Source organism: Ligilactobacillus acidipiscis, assembly GCF_900116935.1.
In the GTDB taxonomy this organism is placed as follows: Bacteria; Bacillota; Bacilli; order Lactobacillales; family Lactobacillaceae; genus Ligilactobacillus; species Ligilactobacillus acidipiscis.
The window spans coordinates 1,925,900-1,950,280 of sequence record NZ_LT630287.1 but is presented as its reverse complement, the minus strand read 5'-3'; the positions used below and the strand labels follow the sequence as shown (position 1 = coordinate 1,950,280).

The following is a 24,381-nucleotide window of genomic DNA, read 5'->3' as shown; positions in this document are numbered from 1 at the left end:
GTATCGCTGCAAATTTTTGGCTATTATCAAGTTATGGTGTGCTAATTAGTTAGTTAAATAGGGGGAAATCAATGCACAGGAAAGTTTTAATATTGTTGGAAACTTTGGGAGCAGCAGTTTTGTTGGTCGGCTGCGGAGCCAAAAAAACACAGGAGTCAAAAAAAGATAGTCAGCCCAAGTCTGAGAAAGTACATAAGAAACAGGCTAGCTCCAGCAGCTCATCAAGCAGTAGTTTGGCAAGCTCAACTGCAAAAGAGGAACCAAAAGACGTTAATGAATCGGGGATCGATGATACCGGCTTTAAAAAAACACCTTTCCCCAGCCAAATGCAAGGCACTTGGTACGGTTGGGACAAGTATAGCAATGCTATTAAAACAGTCACATTCGCAGATAATAAATGGATCACCGGCGGAACGGAGCCACAAACTCTTTTTGCCTATGATGGTTCTGCCCGGACAGCTAGCGACCAAGCAGCCTTTAATGATCCCAGCAGTCAACAAATGGATGCTAATAAACAAAATAAGTGGGCTGCGTTTGCGAAAATGAGTTTTGATAAAAGCCCGATCAGTCAAAATGGACAGGCTGTTGAGATCGTCAATTTACGCGGCTGGTATCAAAGTGCGGGCGACGGAAGTTATTATTACATCACGACGGTCAATATCAATGGACAGCCAACGCAAGTTTTGACTGAAGCCAGTGGGGCGGGCATCTGGGTGAACATGCATTATTATCACTCTAAGACTCTCGCTGAAAGTCAGAAAGACGCTGGGATCGAGACTGACGTCAACCAAGATGAAGATTATTCTGATGGGGAAGACAGCGATGATAGTGAAGATTACGATGATGAAGACACGGGCGAAGAGCAAAATAACTACCAAGATAACGAAGATTACGACGAAGAATCAGATGAATACTAACTAAAACAACAGGGAGCCCCGTGACTTTTCATGGTGCTTCCTTTTTTGATGGGAGTAGACTGGCAAAACCATGGAAAAAAAGCGCCACAAGTGAGAATGTGACGCAAACTCCGGCAAAGTAAGTCTCACAAATGGGAATGTAACGCAAACTTTGGCGAAGTAAGTCTCACAAGTGGGAATGTGACGCAAACTTAGGCGAAGTAAGTCTCACAAGTGGGAATGTGACGCAAACTTCGGCAAAGTAAGCCTTACAAGCGAGAATGTGACGCAAACTTAGGCAAAGTAAGTCATACAAGTTAAAATGTGACGCAAACTTCGGCAAAGTAAGTCTCACAAGTAGGAATGTAACGCAAACTCTGGCGAAGTAAGTCTTACAAGTGGGAATGTGATGCAAACTTCGGCAAAGTAAGTGTTACAAGTTAAAATGTGACGCAAACTTTGGCGAAGTAAGTCTCACAAGTGGGAATGTGACGCAAACTCCGGCAAAGTAAGTCTTACAAGCGGAAATATGACACAAACTCCGGCGAAGTAAGTCTCTCATTTTGCTCCAAAGTCTTTCTAGTTGATTTGAAAAGGCGAGCAACAAAGGATTACTGCTGTTAGATCACTAAGCAAAGTCGTCATGATCGTTATCCGCAGGGAAACGGCGGCAAAATATAAACTTATTACCTTTCTGAAGCCAAGTAGGCTATAATATTAAGAGTAAATAAAGCAAGATGGAGTGTAGAATGACAAATCAGAAAAAAAGTATCGATGAGAAAGTCAATCACTGGCTGACCGACCCAAAAACTTTTTTCTTTCTTGGGTTGGTAGTGATCGTGATCATTGTCGGAGCAACCCTGTTTTCAGGTAACTCAGACAAACGTTATTTGGATAAGCAAGGATGGAATTTGGAAATCAACGAAGGTACAGAGAAATTGAAAGTAAACGTTTATTTTGATGGGGATAAGGCGTACGGATTTGTACCTCAGCAAACGAAGTTATCCAAAAAACATGCTTCTAAGGTTGAATATAATAAGAAACGTCACCAAGTTAGCGTGTATGGGTCTAAGTCGCAGATGACTTTTTTGATCGGCAAAAAGAAAAATGATCAAGTTGAAGGTTCAGTCACTTTTGGTCATAGCAGCGAGCAGTATTCTTATGTGATGACTAAAGACGACACGATCCACCTTAAATAATAGCGAGACACTTAGTAGTTAATTTCACTTTAGCGGTGAAATCGACTGTTAGGTGTCTTTTTTGCTTGCGGTTGGTTATTTTGGCAAAGCGATATTTGCTGGCAAACAAGAAGATCGCTATATGTAAAGGCTTAAAAGGGGCTGCATTTGTAATTCCTAACATTTTAAATAAAAGCGTGTTAGAATTAAAAAAACGGTACCGATTTCATAATGGAATGAGGAGGAGTTAAATGAAAAAAGCGACTTTTATTGCACAAGTCCAAAATGGCTTGATCGTTTCTTGTCAGGCTTTGCCGGGTGAGCCGTTATACTCAGAAACCGGCGGGGTAATGCCCATGCTGGCACGAGCGGCTCAAGAAGCTGGAGCTGTTGGGATCCGTGCAAATTCGGTCCGTGATATCAAAGAGATCAAAGCAGCGGTCACTTTACCAGTGATCGGTATCATTAAACGGGATTATCCTCCAGAAAAGCCCTACATTACTCCCACAATGAAAGAAGTGGACGAATTGATGGCCGTTAAACCAGAGGTGATCGCATTAGACTGTACATTACGTCCGCGACATGACGGCTTAACCATCACCGAATTTATCCAACAGGTCAAAAGCAAATATCCTAATCAATTATTGATGGCGGATATTTCTACTGTGGAAGAAGGAGTTAACGCGTCTCAAGCAGGTGTTGATCTCGTGGGTACTACTTTGGCCGGCTATACAGCCGAAAGTGAGCAACTTCCTGGTCCAGACTTTAACTTGATCAAAGGTTTGACGGCACATTGCTTAGATGTGATCGCAGAAGGTAAGATCCATACGCCAGAGCAAGCACGACAGGTGCAAGACTTAGGTGTGACGGCTTTGGTCGTTGGCGGGGCGATCACTAGACCGAAAGAAATTGCCAAGAGATTTATTAAAGAATTACATTGACATTAAAGAAATAGCTGATAAAATGAGATTATCATTAAAAGACGTTGAAGAGAAGAGTAGCTCGAGCAGCCAATTTAAAGAGAACGCGAGTGGGTGAAAGCGCGTATTGGTCAGTCGAGTGAAGATGAGCTCAGAGTCTGTTGGCTGTGCAAGCAGCGACACGGAACGGGACCGTTACTACCTGCGACTTTTGTTAGAACAGAAGTTAGTAAGATAGTCAGTGTGAATTGGCTATAAAAAAGGCGGTACCGCGCACAAGCGTCCTTTCAGAATTTTCTGGAGGGGCGCTTTTTTTGACTGTTGAGCTTATCTTTTACTTTTTTCTTACAAGAATATGAGGGGGATACATATTATGAATAAAAAGTTACTTGCAACATTTGCAGCAACTACCGCACTGTTTTTGACCGCCTGTGGCAATAATGAAAAAACAGGACAGACCGGCTCTGGTAAATATGCCGACAAACAAGAATTGCGCTGGACCGAAGCTTCGACTTTGGCAACAGCTGATCTGTCCAAAGCAACAGATACTTTAAGTTTTAATACCTTGATGAATACACAAGAGGGTCTGTATCGTTTGGATAAAAAAGGTCAGCCGCAACCAGCTTTGGCTGTCAAAACTAAAAAATCAAACGGCGGTAAGACTTATGATTTTACTTTGCGTAAGAACGTCAAGTGGTCTAACGGCGACCCAGTGACTGCTAAGGATTTTGTATATTCCTGGCAGCGGACGGTCGATCCGAAAACAGCGTCGCAAGATGCTTTTTACTTCGATGGTGTTAAAAACGCTACGGATATTTATAACGGTAAAAAGGACAAGTAAACTTTAGGCATCAAGGCTCTAGATGACCATCATTTACAAGTCACTTTAGCTAAGCCGGTCAGTTATTTTGACAAGTTGCTGGCCTGGCCCTTGTTTTATCCTTTGAACCAAAAGACAGTTGATAAATATGGTGCCAAGTATGGGACTCAGTCAAAGTATTTAGTATCTAACGGTCCATTCAAGTTGACAAAATGGGACGGGACCGGCAAGTCTTGGACTTTAGTCAAAAATGGTTCTTATTGGGATAAAAAGCACGTTCATTTGGATAAAATTACAGAGCTAGTGACTGAAAGTACGACTACAAGTTATAACATGTACAGTGCTAAAAAGGTCGATGAGACTTTACTCAATGGGCAGCAAGTCAAGGCTAACAAGAATAAGAAAGATTTTGTCAAACGTTTGCCCACCGCCACCACGCGCTTGGATCTGAACCAAAATAAAGTTCCGGCTTTCAGAAATAAGAAGATCAGACAGGCTTTTTCACTGGCAATCGATCGGAAGCAATTGACGGATAAAGTTTTGCAAGATGGTTCCGAGCCGTTGAAAGGTTTTGTACCCGGTCAAATGGGCGATAACCCTCAGACTGGTCAGTATTTTGAGAACGAAGCATATGTTAAAAAGGCCGTTTCATTTAATTTGAAAAAGGCTAAGTCTTTGTTAAAAGAAGGCTATCAAGAAGAAAACATCAAGTCGTTGAAGGTCAACCTGTTGACATCAGACACTGACAGCAGCAAGCAAGCCGCTGAATTTTTGCAAAGTAAATTAGAAAGTTTGCCGGGAGTTAGTGTTTCGGTATCCAAGGTGCCATTTGTGCAAATGATCTCTCGTCAAAGTCAGAAAGATTACCAAATGACCGTCAAGACATGGCAGTCCGTGTTTGCTGATCCAATCAACTTCTTGGATGTTTTCGAATCCGCTACAAGTTACAATACTTCCGGTTTTAAGAATGCTGAGTTTGATAAATTGCTTGACCAATCAGAAAACGAATATGGCAATCAACCTGAAAAGCGTTGGCAAAACCTGGTTCAAGCAGAGAAGATCTTGATGGAAGACCAAGGTACGATCCCGCTTTATCAAGTTGCTAAATCACAACTGTTACGGACAAACGTCAAAGGGATCATCTTTAATCCGGCAGGTGTGCCGTATGATTGGAAAAAAGCCTATATCAGTAATGAACAGTAGGAGGCAGCAAGCATGGTGGAAATAGACACTAATTATCTTGAACAGCAATTTATTGATTCTTGTCGGTATAATACCCGCTCTGACGCTCAGAGCCAGACGATCCCGTCTACACCAGGCCAGATTGATCTGGCAAAACGGGTGGTCACAGATTTGAAAAAGTTGGGGCTCAAAGCTTGGTATAACGAAAAGAATGGTTATGCACTCGGATATGTGCCCGGTAACTGTGATAAGGAAATATCAGCGGTGGGTTTTTTCGCTCATTTGGATACTGCTGATTATCCGGCTGACAATGTTTCGCCCCAAGGTCATCCTGATTATGATGGGCGCGATGTTATCTTGAATGAAGAAAAACAGATCATTTTACGTGTAGCGGAGTTTCCGGAATTGAAAGACTTAGCAGGGCAGCGTTTGATCACGACTGATGGAACTACTTTATTGGGAGCAGACGACAAAGCCGGGGTCGCTGCATTATTGGCGGCGGTGCAGTCTTTAGTTACCCAGCCAGAGATAAAACATGGACCTTTGTATGTAGCTTTTGGTCCAGATGAAGAGATCGGTCAGGGAGCTAAACGTTTCGATGAGACAGAATTCCCAGTAGAATTTGCTTATACCTTAGATAACGGACAGCCAGGCGACTTGGAGTATGAAACTTTCAATGCTGCGGCAGCGACTGTCGAGATCGAAGGTACCGCGGTCCACCCGGGCGATGCTTATCATTTGATGGTCAATGCTTCTTCGCTGGCGCATGAGCTGGTAGCGGGCTTACCGCTTGCTGAGGTTCCCGAAAAAAGTCGGGGTCGCCAAGGATTCATTATGGTCCCCCGCCAAGAAAGTACGCCTGACCACGCTCATCTGGAATTGATCATCCGTGACTTTGATCAGCAATTATTTGCAAATAAAAAACAGTTGCTAAAAGACTTGGCCCAGCAAATTAACGATCGCTATGACCAAGAAAGGGTCAAAATCGAAATCAAAGAACAATATTCCAATATTGGCGAAGAGATCAAGAAAAATCCAGCCATTGTAAAGTTAGCACTGAAGGCTTATGACACACTGGGATTAAAACCCAACATCGTTCCTTTCAGAGGCGGGACAGACGGCAATTTTTTGACGGAAAAAGGCATTCCGACGCCAAATTTATTTAACGCCGGACATAATTTTCACGGTAAATATGAATACGTCACGGTTGAAGGAATGCAGACAGTGGCGCAGACGATCATCGAGATCAGTAGAACACATGCCAACACTAAGTAATTCTTTTTAAGAACAGGCTTCAAGTCAGAAACCATATGACTTGAAGCTTTTTAAATCAGTCTGAGCGTTAATTCAATTTGAAATATGTTGTTCAATTTGACTATAATTGACAATGTAAAGGGTTTTCAAGATGTAGAGATCCTTGAGACTGCGGCTTATTATGTGAGGGGGGACCTCCAACTGGCTGAAGTATATGTAATTAACAAATATGAGAGCAGGGAAAATAGATGGAAACTAAGATCAAACAGTTTTGGGATGATTTCGCGGCAGAGCACGGGTTGGTCAATGTGAGCGAACCTGAAGCATGGAGTTTTGGGACTGATGCAGATACTTTGGCTCAGTTAGTTAAGCAAGGAATAAAAACGGCAACGACTTCCGGTTTTGAATTATATGCATTTGACAATGATCCACTCCCTAAGGTCGGGGAATATAATATTATATTAGACAGCCAAAATGAACCGGTGTGTGTGACTAAGACTAAAGTAGTTGAGGTCTTGCCTTTTAAATATATTTCTGCAGAACATGCATATCATGAGGGTGAAGGTGATCGGAGTTATGATTATTGGCACCAGGTCCATGTCGATTTTTTTACTAAGGAATATGCATCTTATAATGCAACATTTACACCAGAGTCTAAATGTGTGTGTGAAGTATTTGAATTAGTGGAATAATTTGCGGCTTGTTTTTCAAAAGGCAGATTGCAAGAAATAACTTGAACAAATTTAGTAACGCAGATTACGCAAAAAGATCTCAATCGGTGTTCGCCAATTTAAACATTTGAGTGGTCGGGAATTCAAATACCAGTTAATTTGAATCAATTCATCATCGGTAATCTCATCAATCGGTTGACCTTTGGGAATGAAGCGGCGTAGTACTCGGTTGCGATTTTCATTACTGCCTCGTTCATGTGGCGAATAAGCGTGCGCAAAGTACAGCGGAACACCGGCCTGTTCTTCAATCAAATTGTAGTTGGCGAATTCTTTCCCATGGTCAACAGTAAGGGTCTTGAGATTATCTCCTAACTGGTTAGCCAATTCTAAAATAGCCTTGGTCATTGAAGTACTATCTCGTCCATTAAGCCGTTTAACGATGGTAAGCCGACTCTTACGCTCGACAAACGTAGCTACTGCTTGACCTTTACGTTTTCCAGATAAAACTGTATCAGCTTCGAAGTGACCTGAAGTATTACGATCAGAAATTTCAGCTGGACGATCTTCGATGGAACGTCCATGACTAAAAGTACCACGGGTTTCTTTAGCTCGTTTGCGACGAATACCATGGTCAGGTAAATCAGTCACATTAATATCCAGTAGTCCCTGATCAATCCAGTTATAGATGGTTTTGTAGGCAATTCTAACTACATGAGCCACTTGTTCAATTGACCATTTTTGGATCTTGATTTTTTCTTCAATCAATCGCTTTAGGTTAGTCGTTAAGATGGTTTTACGACCACGATGACTAAGTTTAACTTCATGGTCAGTTTGAGCCTTAACTGCGTGATACTCACCAGCTAAGCGATGAACCTCATTAAAGATAGTGGTTTTACTAAAGCCTAAATAATCGGCAATATATTGAAGTGAGTGCTTTTCATGATGAAGTGTTTCGATGACAACGCGGTCTTCAAATGATAAAATAGTGGTGCCCATAAAGGTCCTTCTTTCTAATGGAATGTTGTGGTGACACTATTAAAGACCTTTATGGGTTTTTCTGTCCACTAATATGTTCAACTTAAATTTTACAATCTATCAAAAATAATTTGACAGTCTAATACGAGGAGGTAAGCAGATGAGATTTAAAACAAGTGATGGTGTCAGACTTGAGTATGATGATAGTGGTCAAGGTCCAGTAGTGATGATCTTGAGTGGGATCGGCGGCAGTCGGGTGATCTGGCGCGATCAGGTGAGTGCGCTGGTTGACGCAGGTTACCGCGTGATCAATATTGATGCTAGAAATCAAGGGGCCTCCGAGCACACTAAAAAAGGTTTGCGGATCTCAAGGCATGCGATGGATCTGCGTGAGATCTGCGAAGCTTTAGATATCCATCAGCCGATCTTGATCGGCAATTCCATGGGAGCTTCGACCATGTTTGCTTACGCTTCATTATTTGGCACACAGGATGTGGCAGCAATAGTCGACGTTGATCAAAGTCCGAAAATGATCAATGAACCTGGCTGGAAGTACGGGTTTAAAGGCGAGGTCACTTGGGATAATTTTCCGGATATTTTAAAAAAGCCGTTTGGCAAGTCGACCTATCACAAACTCCGAGACGAAACATATGCGGTCAATAAAAAAGCACAGGTTGAACATCCATACGATCCGGCATTAAACTTGCCTTTCTTACAAGATCACGCTTCCCAAGATTGGCGTGATGTTATTGCTGAGTTCGCTTGTCCGTTTTTAATTTTGGCTGGTGAAAAATCGCCGTTTTTTGACTACCATTATGCACCAGAAGTTGCAAGTTTGGCAGCCAAAGGAAAGTATCAGATCATTAAAGACAGCGGGCATATCGTGATGGCCGAGCAGCCTGTAGCCTTTAATCAAGAGTTGTTTAAATTTTTAAAAGAAAATGACCTTTGATCAAGGTCCGACTGGGGTAAATGTACTTGGTGTTAGAGCGCTGAGTACATTTACCTCTTTTTGTGCTTAAATGTGGAAGCCAACATAGTGCCGCAAGTGGGAACGTGATGCAAAGGCTAGCAAAGTAAGTCATACAAGTGGGAATGTAATGCAAACTATGGCGAAGTAAGTGTTACAAGTGGGAATGTAACGCAAACTTTGGCAAAGTAAGTGTTACAAGTGGGAATGTAACGCAAAGGCGGGCAAAGTAAGTCTCACAAATGAGAATGTGATGCAAAGTCTGGCGAAGTAAGTCATACAAGTGGGAATGTGATGCAAAGTCGGGCAAAGTAAGTCTCACAAGTGGGAGTGTGACGCAAACTCCGGCGAAGTAAGTCTCGCAAATGAGAATGTAACGCAAACTATGGCGAAGTAAGTGTTACAAGTGGGAATGTAACGCAAACTTTGGCAAAGTAAGTCTCACAAGTGGGAGTGTGATGCAAAGTCCGGCGAAGTAAGTCATACAAATGAGAATGTAACGCAAAGTCCGGCAAGGTAAGTCTCACAAATGCGTGTGTAGGGGGATAAAAGTAGAACACCACAGGAGGCCTAACTGCGTTGAGTCCTGTTAGGTAGTTCATGGGCCACCTCATTTTAAAGAGTATCTGGCAAGTTACTCATGTTTCTTGATATAATTACGTGAGAAATGAAAGATGAGGTGCAGATAATGAAGACAGATAAACCCTATGTTGTCTACCAATCGAAGGGAAAACAGACCCAACTGTTATTCATGGACTTGTTGTTGGTAGTTTTCAGCCTTAGCCTGTGGTATTTGGGGCAGCATGGGGCAAACATTTCTTATTTAGCGGCTGGCGTGAGTGGCACACTGTTGTTTGGCTGGTGGGGGGTGTTTTTATTACACCGGCTTTTCAAGGGGAAAGTGTTGTTGCAGCTAACGCCAGAAGGCTTTTATGATCATTCGACTTGGGCGGCAAGCGGACAATTGATCAGATGGACAGATGTTGAAGCCTTACACGAAGTCTTGATCGGTAATCAAATGTTTGTGGGTGTGGAACTCACTAATGAAACTGAGTATCTGGCAAGTTTACCTGCTTACAAACGTTTGCTGGGACAAGCCAATGGCAAAATAGTTCATAGTCCGTTAAATATTAATTTAAAAACGGCAAGATTCGTGACTAGTCATGAGGTCGTTGCAGTCATGGAAAAATACCGACAAAATAGTCGAAAATTAGTCTGATGACCAGTTAAAATTGTCGATATTGAAAAAATATTATTCGCTATGATCGTTGGTAAATCGGCACTATGACGGTTTTGTGTTATCTTTTTTGAAAGCGGATCCAAAAAAATATCGCTTTAAATTAGAATTTTATGGTATACTTAAGATTCTAAATAAACCTGGAGGTGTTCGACCTATGAAAATTGCCGTTTTAGCGGGTGGACGCAGTACCGAGCGGAATGTTTCAATTTCAAGTGGTTACCGGATCACAAATGCTTTACGTGAGCAAGGTTACCAATCAACTTTTATCGACCTGTTTCTTGGTTACGATCTGCCAGCAGGCGCAAGTGCCGAATCAGTTTTTGAGGATGCCAATACGAGCAAGGATTTGGAGATCTCAGACGCGATCCTCACTGATGCCGACATTAATGCCCTGCGTGAAGATGGTTCGACTGAGTTATTCGGGCCAAATGTTTTAGAGCTCTGCAAGGCTGCAGATATTGTTTTCTTGGCATTGCACGGAGGCGATGGAGAAAATGGTAAAGTGCAGGCTGTCTTAGATCTTAATAATATTCGCTACACTGGAAGTGGTTCAACTGCCAGCGGAGTATGTATGAATAAAGTTTATAGCAAGGAATTAATGCTATATAACAATATCCAAACAGCTGCTTTTGTTGAGATCAAACGTGATCAAGGGTCAAAAGGCCACAAGTTACCATTTGACTACCCAGTTGTTGTTAAACCTACTTCTGGCGGTTCGTCTGTTGGGACACATATCGTTCACAATGATGAAGAATTGGCAGAAAGTTTGGCAGATGTATTTCGTTTTGACAACAGTGCGATCATTGAGGAATTTATTGGTGGCCGTGAATTTTCTTTGGGTGTGGTCAATGGTTATGCTTTCCCTGCAGTTGAGATCAAAGTTCACGACGGTTGGTATGATTTTGAGCATAAGTTCCAAGCAGGGTATACAGATTTTATTACCCCGCCAGAAGACCTGGACCCAGAAGTTCATTCTGAAATGAAGAAGGTTGCTGTTGAAGCGATGGATGCTTTAGGTCTGCAAAACTACGGCCGGATCGACTTCTTCACGAACGACCGCGGAGTTTGGGTCATTGAGGGCAATAATTTGCCGGGAATGACACCACTTTCTTTGTTGCCGCAAGAAGCCGAAAAAGATGGCGTTCCTTATGGCGAACTAGTTGAAAGCATCGTAAAAGGCAAGATGAAGATTTATGATGAAGGTATGAATAATTAATTCGCTACTTACAAACTGCTGTCAGCGATGATAGACAGTAAAACACGCAATTTCCTCTCGTGGGAGATCGCGTGTTTTTTTAACGGTTAAAATATTTTAAAGTGTGGCTTTGCGAGGTCCATTCGATCCTAGTGATCCCGGCATTTGTCGGTTCATCCAGGGCAGTCAGGTTATCGATGCCCAAAATTATGTCAACTATCAGTTTGATGGTGTAACCGTGACTGACCAGTAAAACTTGTGCGTCTTGCGGCAGCTTTTGGGTCGTTTCGTCAAAGAAACTGAGGAGTCGCGCCTTTGCTTGTGAGTGTGTTTCACCGTGAGAATATTCTTGTGAGCCGGGTAATAAATTATGATTTTCATCAAAAAATTGTGCATACTCCCGCCATAATTGCGTGGTTTTTTGCCCATCCCATAAGCCATAGTCAAATTCACGCAAACGCCAGTCGTATGTAATAGTTGCTTTAGGAACGATGATCTGGGCAGTTTGTGCGGCGCGCAGCAGCGGACTGGCAAATACTTGAGTAAAATTGTGCTGGCTTAGCTTGGCAGCTGTTTTGTAGTCCTGAGCTTGACCTGTAGTTGTTAACGGCGTGTCGATCATTGCCCCCTGCATGATTTTTTGCGAGTTAGCAATACTTTGCCCATGACGGACGATGTAAAATGTTGACATTTTGTTCCCTCCATTTTTTCATACAAATATTATAGCGAGTTTTCTTGGATCGGAGCAAGTAAATACGTTTCTTTAAAGATATGATGAACGAGCATATTTTGGTAAGCAGGCTGCTGAAATTCTTTAAAGCTTCTCTGCTCTGTGGAGCATTTGATTGGCTATTTAACTTGAGGTCTGTTAAATTAATAAGGAACACGCAGTAAATTATAGATGTGTATTTTGTTTTAATAGGGGTATTGTTTTCTAGGTTTTATCGTATTAAAGGAGAGAATAAAGCCATGATGCCGGAGAAGTTACAAATTGAAAATGGTTTTAATTTTAGGGAGCTTGGGGGCTATCAGACTACAGATGGTCGACGTCTCAAGAAACACAAATTAATTCGTTCAGCTGCACTAAGTACTTTATCGAAACGAGATTTAACTTACCTTGATGAATATGGTTTACGGTATGATATCGATTTTCGTTCACCAAGTGAAAGACAAAAACAGCCAGATCGTTTGCCTGCACAAACGACTTATAATTTTGCACCAGTTTTTACTGTTGACGAGACGAAAAGTCAGACAGATGACCGGGAAGAAGATAACCGTTTGCTGACCGAGCGCAACGCTGGGTTTAAGCAAATGTTGGATGCCTATAACGACATCGTTTTATCAGCAAACGCTAAAAAAGCGTACCGTAAGTTTTTTGATCTCTTGCTCGCTAATGAGCGGGATAACGAATCAGTGATTTTTCATTGCTCAGCTGGGAAAGACAGGACAGGCATGGGTGCTGTATATGTACTCACAGTCTTAGGTGTTGATCAAGAAACGATTCGAGCAGATTACCTGATCTCCAATGAATTTTTAAAGAAACGTCGAGGGTTTAAACCTGTCTCAGACCGGGTACCACTCCAAGCACAAAACGCGACCTACTCGGAAAATATGCGAGCATTGAGTTGTGTTTCTGAAAAATATTTAGACTGTGCACTAGGTACGATGCAGCGAGAGTACGGGGATTTGGGGCATTATTTGGAAACAGAGTTAGGGATCACCAAGCAGCAAAAAAAAGAGCTGCAACAGATATATTTGGAAGATTAGCAAGGGCAGGGGGCAAGCGAAAGCGGGCTCCTTTTTCAAAAAATTTTTGGGGACACCGTGTTTTTCTGGGTTGGATGAAGGTTAGGTTAGATCAGAGTTACTTAGTGGAAAAGTTGAAAAAGTTGAGCTTTACCGCACAAAATCAAGAAAAAGGAGCATCAGTACTTAAGTAGTACTGGTGATTTCATTTTAGTGAATCTATGGAGGTGGTCACATGAAAATTTTGTTCTGTTTAGAAAACTTGAAAATGGATGGTGCGCACCGGGCAAACATCGTTGTGGGTAACTATTTATCACAGATCTACGATGTTTCGTTTTATTCACTATCTACAATTAAGTCGTATTTTGAATTAGATGCACCGTTATTTGTCGCAGAGCACCCATTTGATACAGGAAAGAGTTATCGTGGCGACGATCCGTGGAATGATTTTGATCAACAAATCAAGGATCTGACTAAAGTGCTCAAAGAAAATCGCTTTGATGCTGTTGTTTTGACAGCTGGGACTTTGACCAGTTTTGCACCCTTTATCAGAAAAGCATGTCCAAATGTTATTCAGCTGGCATGGATGCATAATAACTTCAACACATACATGAATCAATATTATAAGGATATGCAGCCGGAGTTCCAGTCTGGCTTGAAATCTGTCGATACCATCATTGCTTTGACTCAGTCGGACGCTGATTTATTTGTCCAGTTTAACCGAAATACAGTTCGTCTTTATAATCCTTTGACTTTAGAAGCCAAGGAACCGGCTGATTTAAATAAGAAAGTCATTTCAATGGTCTGCCGGATGGATATCGCACATAAGGGCCTCGATCTAATGGTCGATGTCGGCGAATTACTGCCAGATCCTTGGCAGCTCCGCGTGGCTGGGACTGGTGCAGATGAAAAGCAGGTTCAGCAAATGATAGATGACAAGGGTTTGCAAAATAAGGTTATTTTGCGGGGCGCCTTGAGTGATGAGCAGCTTCAAGAACACTACCGTGATTCATCGATTTTCCTGCTGACTTCACGCTGGGAAGGATTGCCGCTGGTAGTCGGTGAAGCCATGACTTTTGGTTTGCCGATCGTGGCGACTTATAATACCGGGACTGAGGAGTACCTGAAGGAAAGCCGATATGGACGTTTGGCAAAATTTGAAAAAAATTCTGTTTTTCGTGCCTTGAAACCTTTATTAGAAAGTCACGAACAACGCGAGCTCTGGGGGCAAACAGCTCTTGAGCGTTCCAGTGAATTTAGCGGTAGTCGGATCATTGAACAATGGGTACGTTTACTTGAAATGCTTAGTGGTCGCAAAAATCAAAAAGTATGATAATATGGAAACTAGAATTTAGTTAAAAATTATGAGACATAGGATCTTGCTGTCTTATGTCTTATAATATGGATTATTTTTTTGCTAGCAATTACAATTTTTCTACTTGCTGATAAATAGGTGGTTATTAGCTTAAACCTAAAAAATATTACTTTATCATCGTTTTTGTGACAGGCTTAACTTATTTTTTGAGAAAAAACTTTGACTAACTTTTATTAAGCTAAGTGGAGCAGCAATTTCACTATTGAATGATAAGAGGGTGATCTTAGATCTATGTCGCAAAGTGTTGATTGGACTATTAGATTGTTAGTAGCAGCATTGTGTGGGGCATTGATCGGATTCGAAAGGTCAAAATTACGTAAAAGTGCGGGTATTCGGACTCATATGGTGGTCGCAGTTGCTTCGGCGCTGATCATGTTGGTTTCAAAATATGGGTTTTATGATATTTTAGCGACGACCAACATTGATCTGGACCCGTCACGGATCGCTGCTCAGATCGTCAGCGGGATCAGTTTTATTGGTGCCGGCACGATCTTAGTCCGGCGCTCGCAAATCAGTGGTCTGACTACGGCAGCCGGTGTCTGGGCTACAGCGGCAATTGGGATGTCCGTTGGTGCTGGCATGTATATGACCAGTGTGATAGCAACTCTTTTGATCGTCTTGGTTCAGAAATATTTCCATGATGACTCACTGATCAATTCGTTGATGCGCAGTGTACGTTTACGGTTGCATATTGAAATCGAGCCTAGTCAAGCAGATTTGGACGGACTCAAGAACTTTTTTGCAGAACAAGGTATCACTGATACCTCATTTAATTTATTAGCGATCAATGATAAGATGATCGTATTAGAATCAGACGCCTTAGTTGATCATCGGTTTGATACAAATCAATTTTTGCTCAGGCTTAAGGAAAGACCAGGTGTCCTTATGGTTCAAGTCTCAAATATGAAAGAATAGACAGGCTCAACCATAGTCAGATATAGGAAAAACGACTTGGAGGAAATTTTTACATGTTAGAGAAGACAATTTATAGGAAACTTTTGAGCAACGCATTTGATATCCCTGTTTCAGTCACATACTGGGACGGGAAAACTGAAGATTATGGTCGGGGCACCCCAGAAGTTAAAGTTGAGATCCGTCAGGCTTTTCCGTTAAAGGAATTGACTTCAGCTCCGACCTTGGTTTTAGGTGAAGCTTATATGAATGAAGACCTTTTGATCGAAGGAGATCATGCAATTCAAAAACTGGTAACTTCAGCTTTCCGTAAATCGGGCAGTTTTTTAAAAAAGAATTCGTTCTTAAAACACCTTCCTAAGATGTCCCATTCGAAAACGGATTCTAAAGAAGATATTCAAAGTCACTATGATATCGGGAATGACTTTTATGGGATGTGGCTTGACAAGACGATGACTTATTCTTGTGCTTACTTCCAACATGAAGATGACACCTTGGAGCAAGCCCAGATCAATAAGGTCCACCATATCTTAAACAAGTTGGATATCACTGATGGCGGCAGTCTGTTAGACATTGGTTCAGGCTGGGGGACAGTGTTGTTTATTGCTGCTGAAGAATACGGTGTTCACGCTACTGGTGTGACACTTAGTCAAGAACAATACAATTACACCAAACAACAAATCAAACAACGTCACTTAGAAGATAAGATCGATGTGTACTTGGAAGACTATCGTGATTTGAAAGGTCAGTACGATTACGTGACTTCCGTGGGGATGTTTGAACACGTTGGCAAAGAAAATCTAGCTGAATATTTCCAAACTGTTAAAAGATTATTGAAACCAAATGGACGGGCTTTGATCCATGGGATCACCGGACAGCATGATGGTGCCGGAGTCGATCCATTCATTATCAAATATATTTTCCCAGGCGGCTACATTCCAAATATGGTCGAAAACTTGCAGCACGTGATGGATGCTGGCCTACAGTTAACTGATTTGGAACCGTTGCGTCGCCATTACCAAAAGACCCTGGAACATTGGCAAAACAATTTTGCTGCTAACTACACCGTGGTTGAGGGACGTTACGGGCATAAATTTGCACGTATGTGGGATCTGTATTTGCAGGCCTGTGCGGCATCATTTGAAGCAGGTAATATTGATGTCATGCAGTACTTGCTGATTAATGGAACTAGCGGAACTGGAACACCAATGACTCGTCAATATATTTATGATGCTGACAACAAATAAATAGCTATAAGTAAAAGACCGAGGACACTGAAGTGCAAAAAAGTGATCCAACGGTCTTTTTTATAAGGGTCTAAACTTTTTAGTGTTGATGAGCGTTCATCAGCACTATTTTTGTACAAAAAAGGACATCATTTGTCCTCATATGCTACGATTAAAGCGATAAAACCAAATCAAAGCGAGGTATAAATGATGTCCCAAACTGATTCTATCCTAAATTTACTCAATATCCAAGACCCAAATATCAAAATTTCAGCTTGTACTAATTTTTCACAGGCCGGAGTTCACGAAAAACTGCTTTCAGCTACGCTGACTTACCCCGTCGAACGCTGTGTTAATTGTGGTTCCACGAATCTTGTTCAGAATGGGACCCGCCTGACCAAGATGAAACTGCCCAGCCTAGGTGAACAACCGCTCCGCATGAACCTGCGCAAACAGCGTTATCTGTGCCGAACTTGCCACCATACTTTTAGCGCGCAGACGCAGCTCGCTCCGCCTCGGCACTCGATCACCCGCCAAGCAGTCCACGAAATCGCGACTTTAGCTAAGAACTCACTGCCAGTCAAGACGATCAGCCAGGCCGTGGGGATCTCAGCTTCCTCGGTTCAACGGATCTTGTATAAGGATCAGCGGGCTTTAGTAACGCCAAAAGAGCTGCCGACAGCTCTCAGCTTTGACGAATTTCGTTCAACTAAGAACTGCTTTTCTTTTATCTGCATTGACGCAAAAACACATGATTTGGTCGACTTATTGCCAGATCGTCTCTCGCAGACGATCCGCGAGTATTTCACCAATACTTATACACTTTCTGAGCGTCAAAAAGTTCAACTGGTGACCATGGATCTGAATGCACAGTATCAGACTTTCGTCCGTCGTCTTTTTCCTAACGCACTGATCGTCTTTGACCGTTTCCATCTTGTTCAGTTAGCGGGTCGGGCACTTGACCATGAACGGCTGCGTGTTTTAAAAGGGATCAACGACCACCACGACCGCAACTATAAAGTTTTAAAAAGCAACTGGCGCTTATTCCACTTAGCTGAAAATCAACTTGAGACCTCCCAGGTTAAATATTATCGGGGATTAAATGAATACACGACTGCCCAAAATGTGGTCGATCTGGGACTCAAGAATTTTCCACAGTTCGCAGAAAACTATCAGACCTATCAAACGATCTTAACCTTTATTCGCAACCGCGATCGGGCTACTTTACAACAATTAGTTATGAACTACCGTCCCAATGGTACTGAAATGGATACCGTCATAAGGACCATTCAAAAGAACTACTTAGGGATCAGGAACGCTTGTCTCTATGACTACTCTAATGGGCCGTTAGAGGGGATCAATCGCAAGATCAAAGAACTTAAACGTAGCTGTTACGGATTCAGTAACTTAAGGCATTTCTTTATCCGCATCAAATTGATCCATGCCTAAGATAAAAAATTTAGGTCAACACTGTGGGAGGCAGGTGCGGGCCCATTTCGCTACGCTTCGGACCCGCACCTGCCTCCCACCTAAACACTTTAATCTAGCTATGGCAGTAAAAAAAGAACCCTACCATAAAGATAGAGTTCTATGGACCATCAACACTATTTGACAAAGTCCCTTTTATAAACAAAAGGGCCGCTGACCGGCGTGTAAAGCGGTTGGCGAGCCTAATCGTTTAATCTGAAATAGTGACGAAGGTATTGTATTTCATATATTTGTAGTGGAGCCTCATCCGCGAGAATTCAAAGGGAGTTCCATTGTTTAAAAAGAAGATCCCCTCCATGACACCTACGGGTTCGTTTGGCAATAGGTGTAACAGTTTTTGATCATATTTTGTCGATGGCTCTGCAAAAATTGATAGGAATGACTTAGAAACAGTTTGGCCAAATGCTTGCTCTACGTAAGAAAAAATCGAGCCCTCGATTTTCTTGAGTGACAGACTAGGCAAGATCTTGATCGGGATATAGCCAGTCTCGATCATAAAGGGCTGGTCATCAAAGAGCCGCAACCGGTCGATTTTATAAACAAAGTCGTCTGGCCGTAAAAAAAGGTCGCGTTGGATCTCTTCGGTCGGGCGAATGACTTCGAAGTTTAAGACTTTGATCTGAGGGCTTTTGCCGTTCATTTCGAAATTGTCTGAAACACCTAAATTGGAGCTTTCTTCATAATTAAAGACGGATTCATTTTTTAAGTAGAGAGGGTTGATAAAAGTACCTGAACCCCGTTTTTTAAAGATTACGCCGTCGCTTGCCATCCTGGTCAACGCACGCTTGATCGAGCTTCTGCTGACTGAGTATTGTTCGGCCAATGAACGTTCATCAGGCAAACGCATTGAGGAAAATTCCCCTGCGAAAATTTTTTTCTTCAGATCTGCGATGATCTGTTTATATACGAGTTCGGCCATGACAGTCTCCTTTGAATAATTAGGTGAGCAAGTCAGGTTCAAGATAAGGTATTGCAAGAGCAGCAAAATGCTTCTGGAAATCCGAAATTATCTTACTCATCTATACTTTAGTTTGCCACAAGTCTGTGATTTGAACAAGGATATGTGATCAAAAATTTACCGATCAGGAGGTTAAGAACTGTTTAATTAAGCAAAGCCTGGTCAGTTGTGCGGCTGAAAGGTGTAAATAAATTGTGAGCGGCAAATAATTACAGATTTTGTTAAATCTTCGTCAAGAGAAGTTTTATTTGTACTAAATATGCATATAATTAAGGTACAATAACTAAGATGGTTGGTGTAAAAGATGCGGTTATCAATAATATTAATTATCTTGCTGCTTTGCTTAGTTGGTTTACTGATGGTGGTCAGTGCTGCAGGAATGAAAGAGGAAGACGCTTTTGCTGTGAGGTTGCTACTTTATGCGTTGGGACTTATTTGCATAGCAATTGGGTTATATGTCTTATTTAAAATATATTTACCGCAACACTCTGCTTTGTCATTGTTTGTGCCACAGCATTTTATTTAAATGTCACTTTAAACGTGTCTTAAGGTATAATTAAAACTAAATTGAATTACGAGGAGATCCGCTGATGAAAAAAGTAGACCATGAACAACCACAAGCTCCACGCTTTACAGAATTTTTGACTAAACAGTTTGATATTTTCCAACAAAAACAACAAGTTTTTATTGAATATCTTAATGTTCCGCAACCGTTGAGTGCCTGCATTCAAGAGATCGCTCATGCTGCGGGAATGTTTGCCGCTATGGACTTGCTGGCTAAGGCGCAAGACCGGATCGATACTAATGGGACTTTTACATTAAATGATGAAGATACTCATGAGATCGATCTTTTGCATGATCGGTTATTAGATTTTATTTCTAAACAGGTTTTTGCAAATTTTGATGAACGTTTGATCGATCTGTGGCCAGATGAATATGGCGATTTGATCGAAGATGGGTATAATGGTGGGCTTGAAGCAATTTTGAATCAAGGATAGTCTGGCTGATACAGGCAGACTTTAAGAGCAGTGATGCTCTTTTTATGATAAAATTAAGCGAACTAACGTTTGAAAAAAAGGACTGGAGGAAACGAAATGCGTTTTTTACATACAGCAGATTGGCATATTGGCAAGAAACTACACGGTTTTGACTTGCTTGCCGAACAAAAAGACGCTTTTTGCCAAATTAAGCAAATTGCTGCCGCACAAAACGTCGATGCGATCGTGATCGCAGGTGATCTGTATGATCGAGCAGTTGCGAGTGAAGATTCTGTCGCTGTACTAAATAAGATGCTCAAAGAGTTGAATTTAGAGGAAAAGTATCCCTTATTGGCGATCAGCGGTAATCACGACTCGGCGATCCGTTTAGAAACAGGCAGTGAGTGGTATACGGCTACAGAATTTTACCTCAAGACCAAATTTTCTGATGCCTTTGAGCCGGTCACATTGAATGATACACAATTTTTTATGCTGCCTTATTTTCAACCACAGATGGCGCGCAATTATTTTCAAGATGAGTCGCTTAAAAATTTGCCGGAGATCATGGAAAAAGTCGCAGCAGCAATGGTTCAAGAGTTTGATCCGACGAAAAAACATGTTCTGATCGCGCATTTTTTTGCTGCGGGCAGTTCACATACAGATTCAGAAACGATGTTAGAGGTTGGCGGCTTGAACCCAGTCCCGGTCGATCTTTTAGAGGAGTTTGACTATGTTGCTTTAGGACATTTGCATGACAAAAATGCTCTGAAGCACCCTTTTATCCATTATGCAGGTTCGCCTGTTAAATTCTCAATTAGTGAAGCAGAAACACAAAAGGGTGTGTGGATCGTTGATACTGACCCCTATCAGGCGAAGTGGATCCCGTTAAAGCCTCTGAATGATATTCATGTTTTGGAAAATTCTTTTGCTGAATTAACAGACCCTAAACTTTACCGTGCGATCCCCGCAGATGATTACGTCGCGGTGCGTTTAACAGACCGGGCAGTGATCGATGATATCATGAATAAATTACGACATTATTATCCACGGATAATTAGTTTGTCACGGGTAAATGGGCGGGAGAGCCTGATAGCTGATGAAAATAATGGCGGTCAGGTCAATTTAGATCCACTCGAGTTGTTTGAGAGTTTTTTTGAAAAAATGACCGATGAAAAGCCGACCCAGCTGCAAGAGCAGATCGTGCAGGAAAGTTTTGAAGAACTGCAGAAAGGGGATACTTATGAAACCAATTAAACTCCGTATGCAAAACTTTGGGCCGTATGTGGATGAGACCGTTGATTTTGGCGATTTTTTCGATGCGCCGGTTTTTTTGATCAGTGGGAAAACAGGAACAGGCAAAACAACGATTTTTGATGCCATGTGTTTTGCCTTGTTTGGGCGCACGTCCGGCGGTGAACGTGATGCCGAAGAAATGAGATCTGATTTTGCGAGTGATCAAGAACTGACCGAAGTTAGCTTTATATTCGAAGATCATAAAAAAAGTTATCAGATCACTCGTTCACCCAAGCAAACAGTTGCTTCTAGACGGGGTAATGGTCAGACTGTTCGGGCTGCTAAGGTTTCTTTGATCTATCAAGATCCGACTGGTGAAAAACGCGAGATCGACAAGATCAATCAAGCTAATCAGTTTATCAATAATTTATTGAATCTTACTGCGGAACAGTTTTCGCAGATCGTATTACTGCCACAAGGTCAATTTCGGAATTTTTTAGCGGCTGACAGTAATGATAAAGAAACCGTGTTGCGGGAATTATTCGGCACGGAATTTTATCAGCGCTTTGTGGAAAACATCAAGGATCGGACCAAAGAAAGAAGAAACGCTGCCAAACAGCAGCTTGATCACTTGCATGACCTGCAAAAGGTAGCTAATTTTGATGAGCCGGAAAAAGTGGATCCAGAACAACCAGTATTAGATTGGTTAGATTTATTGGCTGCACAGCTCAAGTTACAAAACGAACAGCTCAACAAATACAAGGCCGAAAATGATGTTAACGAGCGAAAGAAAACACAACTGGATCGTTTGTATCAAGCACAGCAGAGTTTGTTAGCTGATCAACAGAAACTGGTTCAATATCAGCAAGAAGCCAAAAAACTTCAGGAAAAAGAAGCAGAGATCACAAAGTTAAAGAAACATGTCCAAGATTTGGAATGGGCTGATCAACAGCAGGGGACTTTGAAAGACCTGACCGATTCTGCTGCTCAACAAATCAAGTTGAAGGCTGAACAAGAAAACGGAAAACAGCGGCAAGGTGAACTAAAAAGTGCCCTGGCAGAAATTGAACAAAAACAATCTATGATCAAGGCTAATGAGCCGCAAATTCTTGCATTTCAGGGTAAGGTTGAAAGGCTAAAAGATAAAGTCAACCTGTATCAAGAGGTAGAAAGACTCCATCAGCAGCAAAGACGTATTGCGACCCAAGTTAAGCTTGCGCAAGAAAAAGTCGCAAACGCCCAAAAAGAGTTGACTGAAAGCAAGCAAAAACAACAAGAACTAACGAAAAAATTGGAGACTTATGCTGACTTACACCAGCAAGCACTTCAACTACAAGAACAAAAACAACGAGTTCATAATTTCGAACAACATTTACAAGAGCTGCAACAGTCTATTTATAAAAAAGAACAGACCACACAGCAGATCGCGGACTTAAAAAAAGAACTCACTGAGTTACGGTTGGCGGCCAAGGCTGCCCAGGACAAATATAATGAGATGGATTCTCAATATGCAGCAGATCAAATAGTGCTCTTGGCGGCTCGGTTAAAACCGGGCACACCTTGTCCTTTGTGCGGGTCGACTGAACATCCGCATCCGGCTGCAAATGTTGCAGTTGCAAAACCTGTGACAAAACAACAGGTCCAAACGGCACAAAAAGAGGCCCAACAAGCTGCTGCAGCTGTTAATACTAAGTGGGGGACTCTTGAAGCCCGCAGTAATTATGTGGACCAACAAAGTAAAGAAATTCAGACACAACAAGAAAAATTAGCTGATAATTTGTCATTAGCGGCTGATTCAAGTTTGGATAAAGTGGTTCAAGCGATAGAAGAAAAGCGTAAGCAGTTAGAGCAAGACGGTCAAAAACAAGAAAAACGCCAGGCCGAAAATGACGCGATGACAACGCAATTGGCTTCATTGCAAGTAGAGCAGCCGCAAATAGAGACTAAAGGCAAAGCTGCTGCTGAAAAATACACTCAGTTACAGATCACTAAGGAAAAATTGCAAACTGAGTGTGAGCAAAAACAGGCGCAACTCCCGCCAGAATATGCCTCCAGTCGGGAACTCAAATCGCAGTTGGATTCCTGGCAAGAAAAGATCAGTGCTCATCAGCACGAAAAAGAACAGGTGCAACAGCAGCTGTCTTCGTTAAATGAACAGTTGGCTGGAGTAGAGTCTGGGTTTAGAGAACGGGCAAAACAACAAGCTGAAGCAATTGAGAAACATGAAAATGCACGTCAAAAGCTGGTCCAAGCCTGTCTTGCCTATAATGAGCAGATGGATCTAAGGAAGCTCACAGCTTTAAACAGTGAATTAAGTACGCTAAGTCAGCTCAGAGATCAGATCCAAGGCTACCAGCAAGAAGTTACTATCAATCAAACTACACAAAAGCAGTTGAAACAGCGGATCGCAGGCCAACCGCAGCCGCAAATCGCTGAAACCAAAAAAGAAATTCAGCAGTTGCAAGTCAAGCAAGACGAGTTATTTCAAAAGCGGAGTTTGGTCAATCATCGGTTTAACCAAAACAAGGAAACGTATCAACATGTCAGTGAGATCTGGCAGCAATATCAAAATGAATTGGAACAAGATCAACAATGGAATCAATTGGCCGATGTTGTTTCTGGTAAAGGCAAGTTGAAATTAAATATTGAAAGATATGTCTTACAAAGCTACTTTAAGCAGGTCTTAGAGGTCGCTAACCAGCGTTTCGCTGAATTGACTGGCGGCCGCTATAGCTTTTGCTTGGATAAAAAGACCGGCAGTTATGCTTCAAATACCGGATTAGAGCTTGATATTTATGATGATAATGCCGGGAAGATCCGTTCAGTTCATACTTTATCCGGCGGTGAAAGTTTTATCGCGGCTTTATGTTTGGCTTTGGCTTTGGGCGAAGTTGTTTCTGCTCAGGCTGGCGGTGTGAGTGTAGAAGCACTATTCGTTGATGAAGGTTTTGGTTCGTTAGACACTGATAGTTTACAGGTTGCTTTGGACGCTTTGAGGGCGATCGAAGGTGAAAATCGCTTGATCGGGATCATTAGTCATGTTACTGAGCTGCGGACAGAGATCCCTGACCAATTGCATGTTTTGTCGGATAATGGCCGGTCAGTCATCAAATATGAACATGAATTTGAGCAGTGAGTTGAAGTGAAATTTTGTAGTATAAAAGG

19 protein-coding genes, 1 pseudogene and 1 other annotated feature are annotated in these 24,381 nt (G+C 42.0%); of the genes and pseudogenes, 17 read left to right on the top strand and 3 right to left on the bottom strand.

Annotation, left to right across the window (positions count from 1 at the left end; all coding sequences use genetic code 11):
* Positions 1–71: 71 nt before the first annotated feature.
* The 6 genes and pseudogenes from BQ5903_RS09115 to BQ5903_RS09090 all read left to right on the top strand — a co-directional run bounded on the left by BQ5903_RS09115 (position 72) and on the right by BQ5903_RS09090 (position 6,942).
* Positions 72–917, top strand: a complete 846-nt coding sequence (locus BQ5903_RS09115) for a hypothetical protein (RefSeq protein WP_010498399.1) — start codon at positions 72–74, stop codon at positions 915–917.
* 728 nt (positions 918–1,645) lie between these two features.
* Entirely contained in the window at positions 1,646–2,095 is a 450-nt protein-coding gene (locus tag BQ5903_RS09110; protein WP_010498401.1) for a hypothetical protein, read from the top strand.
* 230 nt (positions 2,096–2,325) lie between these two features.
* Positions 2,326–3,015 carry an N-acetylmannosamine-6-phosphate 2-epimerase gene (locus tag BQ5903_RS09105; RefSeq protein ID WP_010498403.1) on the top strand — a complete coding sequence of 230 codons (690 nt, stop codon included), beginning with the start codon at positions 2,326–2,328 and terminating at the stop codon, positions 3,013–3,015.
* 35 nt (positions 3,016–3,050) lie between these two features.
* Positions 3,051–3,284, top strand: a binding site (T-box leader).
* Positions 3,285–3,367: 83 nt separating this feature from the next.
* A pseudogene (locus BQ5903_RS09100) lies at positions 3,368–5,017 on the top strand (peptide ABC transporter substrate-binding protein).
* 12 nt (positions 5,018–5,029) lie between these two features.
* Positions 5,030–6,271, top strand: a complete 1,242-nt coding sequence (gene pepT / locus BQ5903_RS09095; RefSeq protein ID WP_079579379.1) for a peptidase T — start codon at positions 5,030–5,032, stop codon at positions 6,269–6,271.
* A gap of 227 nt (positions 6,272–6,498) precedes the next feature.
* Positions 6,499–6,942 carry an ASCH domain-containing protein gene (locus BQ5903_RS09090; protein WP_010498407.1) on the top strand — a complete coding sequence of 148 codons (444 nt, stop codon included), beginning with the start codon at positions 6,499–6,501 and terminating at the stop codon, positions 6,940–6,942.
* A gap of 51 nt (positions 6,943–6,993) precedes the next feature.
* Here BQ5903_RS09090 and BQ5903_RS09085 read toward each other — a convergent pair whose 3' ends face one another.
* A complete protein-coding gene (locus BQ5903_RS09085) occupies positions 6,994–7,917 on the bottom strand; it encodes an IS30 family transposase (protein ID WP_004271276.1) in 924 nt (307 codons plus the stop codon).
* 139 nt (positions 7,918–8,056) lie between these two features.
* Between BQ5903_RS09085 and BQ5903_RS09080 the strand changes: the two genes are divergently transcribed.
* From BQ5903_RS09080 to BQ5903_RS09070, 3 genes are all read left to right on the top strand, one after another.
* Entirely contained in the window at positions 8,057–8,848 is a 792-nt protein-coding gene (locus BQ5903_RS09080) for an alpha/beta fold hydrolase (RefSeq protein WP_010498416.1), read from the top strand.
* 706 nt (positions 8,849–9,554) lie between these two features.
* The gene (locus tag BQ5903_RS09075; protein WP_079579378.1) at positions 9,555–10,085 is read left to right on the top strand and encodes an STM3941 family protein; all 531 of its coding nucleotides are present in this window, start codon (positions 9,555–9,557) and stop codon (positions 10,083–10,085) included.
* Between the two features lie 175 nt (positions 10,086–10,260).
* The gene (locus BQ5903_RS09070; protein ID WP_010498419.1) at positions 10,261–11,322 is read left to right on the top strand and encodes a D-alanine--D-alanine ligase family protein; all 1,062 of its coding nucleotides are present in this window, start codon (positions 10,261–10,263) and stop codon (positions 11,320–11,322) included.
* A 79-nt stretch (positions 11,323–11,401) separates the two neighbouring features.
* On the opposite strand, the gene BQ5903_RS09065 is transcribed toward BQ5903_RS09070, so the two are convergent.
* The gene (locus BQ5903_RS09065; protein WP_010498421.1) at positions 11,402–11,992 is read right to left on the bottom strand and encodes a histidine phosphatase family protein; all 591 of its coding nucleotides are present in this window, start codon (positions 11,990–11,992) and stop codon (positions 11,402–11,404) included.
* Positions 11,993–12,270: 278 nt separating this feature from the next.
* Here BQ5903_RS09065 and BQ5903_RS09060 point away from each other — a divergent pair, with 278 nt between their 5' ends.
* The 5 genes from BQ5903_RS09060 to BQ5903_RS09040 all read left to right on the top strand — a co-directional run bounded on the left by BQ5903_RS09060 (position 12,271) and on the right by BQ5903_RS09040 (position 18,009).
* A complete protein-coding gene (locus BQ5903_RS09060; RefSeq protein ID WP_010498423.1) occupies positions 12,271–13,068 on the top strand; it encodes a tyrosine-protein phosphatase in 798 nt (265 codons plus the stop codon).
* A gap of 214 nt (positions 13,069–13,282) precedes the next feature.
* Positions 13,283–14,380, top strand: coding sequence for a glycosyltransferase (locus BQ5903_RS09055; RefSeq protein WP_079579377.1), 1,098 nt, complete (start codon positions 13,283–13,285; stop codon positions 14,378–14,380).
* A 273-nt stretch (positions 14,381–14,653) separates the two neighbouring features.
* Positions 14,654–15,337, top strand: coding sequence for an MgtC/SapB family protein (locus BQ5903_RS09050; RefSeq protein ID WP_079579376.1), 684 nt, complete (start codon positions 14,654–14,656; stop codon positions 15,335–15,337).
* A 53-nt stretch (positions 15,338–15,390) separates the two neighbouring features.
* Positions 15,391–16,581, top strand: coding sequence for an SAM-dependent methyltransferase (locus BQ5903_RS09045; protein WP_010498428.1), 1,191 nt, complete (start codon positions 15,391–15,393; stop codon positions 16,579–16,581).
* A gap of 186 nt (positions 16,582–16,767) precedes the next feature.
* Positions 16,768–18,009, top strand: coding sequence for an ISL3 family transposase (locus BQ5903_RS09040; RefSeq protein WP_079579375.1), 1,242 nt, complete (start codon positions 16,768–16,770; stop codon positions 18,007–18,009).
* A 229-nt stretch (positions 18,010–18,238) separates the two neighbouring features.
* Here the strand turns inward: BQ5903_RS09040 and BQ5903_RS09035 are convergent, their stop codons facing one another.
* Entirely contained in the window at positions 18,239–18,967 is a 729-nt protein-coding gene (locus tag BQ5903_RS09035; RefSeq protein ID WP_010498437.1) for a GntR family transcriptional regulator, read from the bottom strand.
* Between the two features lie 629 nt (positions 18,968–19,596).
* Here BQ5903_RS09035 and BQ5903_RS09030 point away from each other — a divergent pair.
* From BQ5903_RS09030 to BQ5903_RS09020, 3 genes are all read left to right on the top strand, one after another.
* On the top strand, positions 19,597–20,004 hold the full coding sequence (locus BQ5903_RS09030; RefSeq protein ID WP_010498439.1) for a hypothetical protein: 408 nt from the start codon (positions 19,597–19,599) through the stop codon (positions 20,002–20,004).
* Between the two features lie 96 nt (positions 20,005–20,100).
* Complete coding sequence (locus BQ5903_RS09025) at positions 20,101–21,237, top strand: exonuclease SbcCD subunit D (RefSeq protein WP_010498440.1); 1,137 nt, start codon at positions 20,101–20,103, stop codon at positions 21,235–21,237.
* On the top strand, positions 21,224–24,352 hold the full coding sequence (locus BQ5903_RS09020; protein WP_010498442.1) for an AAA family ATPase: 3,129 nt from the start codon (positions 21,224–21,226) through the stop codon (positions 24,350–24,352). Before BQ5903_RS09025 ends, BQ5903_RS09020 begins: the two co-directional genes overlap by 14 nt.
* Positions 24,353–24,381: the final 29 nt, after the last annotated feature.

Bases quoted from the DNA above. Each gene is read 5' to 3' on its own strand.
- BQ5903_RS09115 (WP_010498399.1), top strand. From the start codon at position 72: ATGCACAGGAAAGTTTTAATATTGTTGGAAACTTTGGGAGCAGCAGTT.
- BQ5903_RS09110 (WP_010498401.1), top strand. From the start codon at position 1,646: ATGACAAATCAGAAAAAAAGTATCGATGAGAAAGTCAATCACTGGCTG.
- BQ5903_RS09105 (WP_010498403.1), top strand. From the start codon at position 2,326: ATGAAAAAAGCGACTTTTATTGCACAAGTCCAAAATGGCTTGATCGTT.
- pepT (WP_079579379.1), top strand. From the start codon at position 5,030: ATGGTGGAAATAGACACTAATTATCTTGAACAGCAATTTATTGATTCT.
- BQ5903_RS09090 (WP_010498407.1), top strand. From the start codon at position 6,499: ATGGAAACTAAGATCAAACAGTTTTGGGATGATTTCGCGGCAGAGCAC.
- BQ5903_RS09085 (WP_004271276.1), bottom strand. From the start codon at position 7,917: ATGGGCACCACTATTTTATCATTTGAAGACCGCGTTGTCATCGAAACA.
- BQ5903_RS09080 (WP_010498416.1), top strand. From the start codon at position 8,057: ATGAGATTTAAAACAAGTGATGGTGTCAGACTTGAGTATGATGATAGT.
- BQ5903_RS09075 (WP_079579378.1), top strand. From the start codon at position 9,555: ATGAAGACAGATAAACCCTATGTTGTCTACCAATCGAAGGGAAAACAG.
- BQ5903_RS09070 (WP_010498419.1), top strand. From the start codon at position 10,261: ATGAAAATTGCCGTTTTAGCGGGTGGACGCAGTACCGAGCGGAATGTT.
- BQ5903_RS09065 (WP_010498421.1), bottom strand. From the start codon at position 11,992: ATGTCAACATTTTACATCGTCCGTCATGGGCAAAGTATTGCTAACTCG.
- BQ5903_RS09060 (WP_010498423.1), top strand. From the start codon at position 12,271: ATGATGCCGGAGAAGTTACAAATTGAAAATGGTTTTAATTTTAGGGAG.
- BQ5903_RS09055 (WP_079579377.1), top strand. From the start codon at position 13,283: ATGAAAATTTTGTTCTGTTTAGAAAACTTGAAAATGGATGGTGCGCAC.
- BQ5903_RS09050 (WP_079579376.1), top strand. From the start codon at position 14,654: ATGTCGCAAAGTGTTGATTGGACTATTAGATTGTTAGTAGCAGCATTG.
- BQ5903_RS09045 (WP_010498428.1), top strand. From the start codon at position 15,391: ATGTTAGAGAAGACAATTTATAGGAAACTTTTGAGCAACGCATTTGAT.
- BQ5903_RS09040 (WP_079579375.1), top strand. From the start codon at position 16,768: ATGATGTCCCAAACTGATTCTATCCTAAATTTACTCAATATCCAAGAC.
- BQ5903_RS09035 (WP_010498437.1), bottom strand. From the start codon at position 18,967: ATGGCCGAACTCGTATATAAACAGATCATCGCAGATCTGAAGAAAAAA.
- BQ5903_RS09030 (WP_010498439.1), top strand. From the start codon at position 19,597: ATGAAAAAAGTAGACCATGAACAACCACAAGCTCCACGCTTTACAGAA.
- BQ5903_RS09025 (WP_010498440.1), top strand. From the start codon at position 20,101: ATGCGTTTTTTACATACAGCAGATTGGCATATTGGCAAGAAACTACAC.
- BQ5903_RS09020 (WP_010498442.1), top strand. From the start codon at position 21,224: ATGAAACCAATTAAACTCCGTATGCAAAACTTTGGGCCGTATGTGGAT.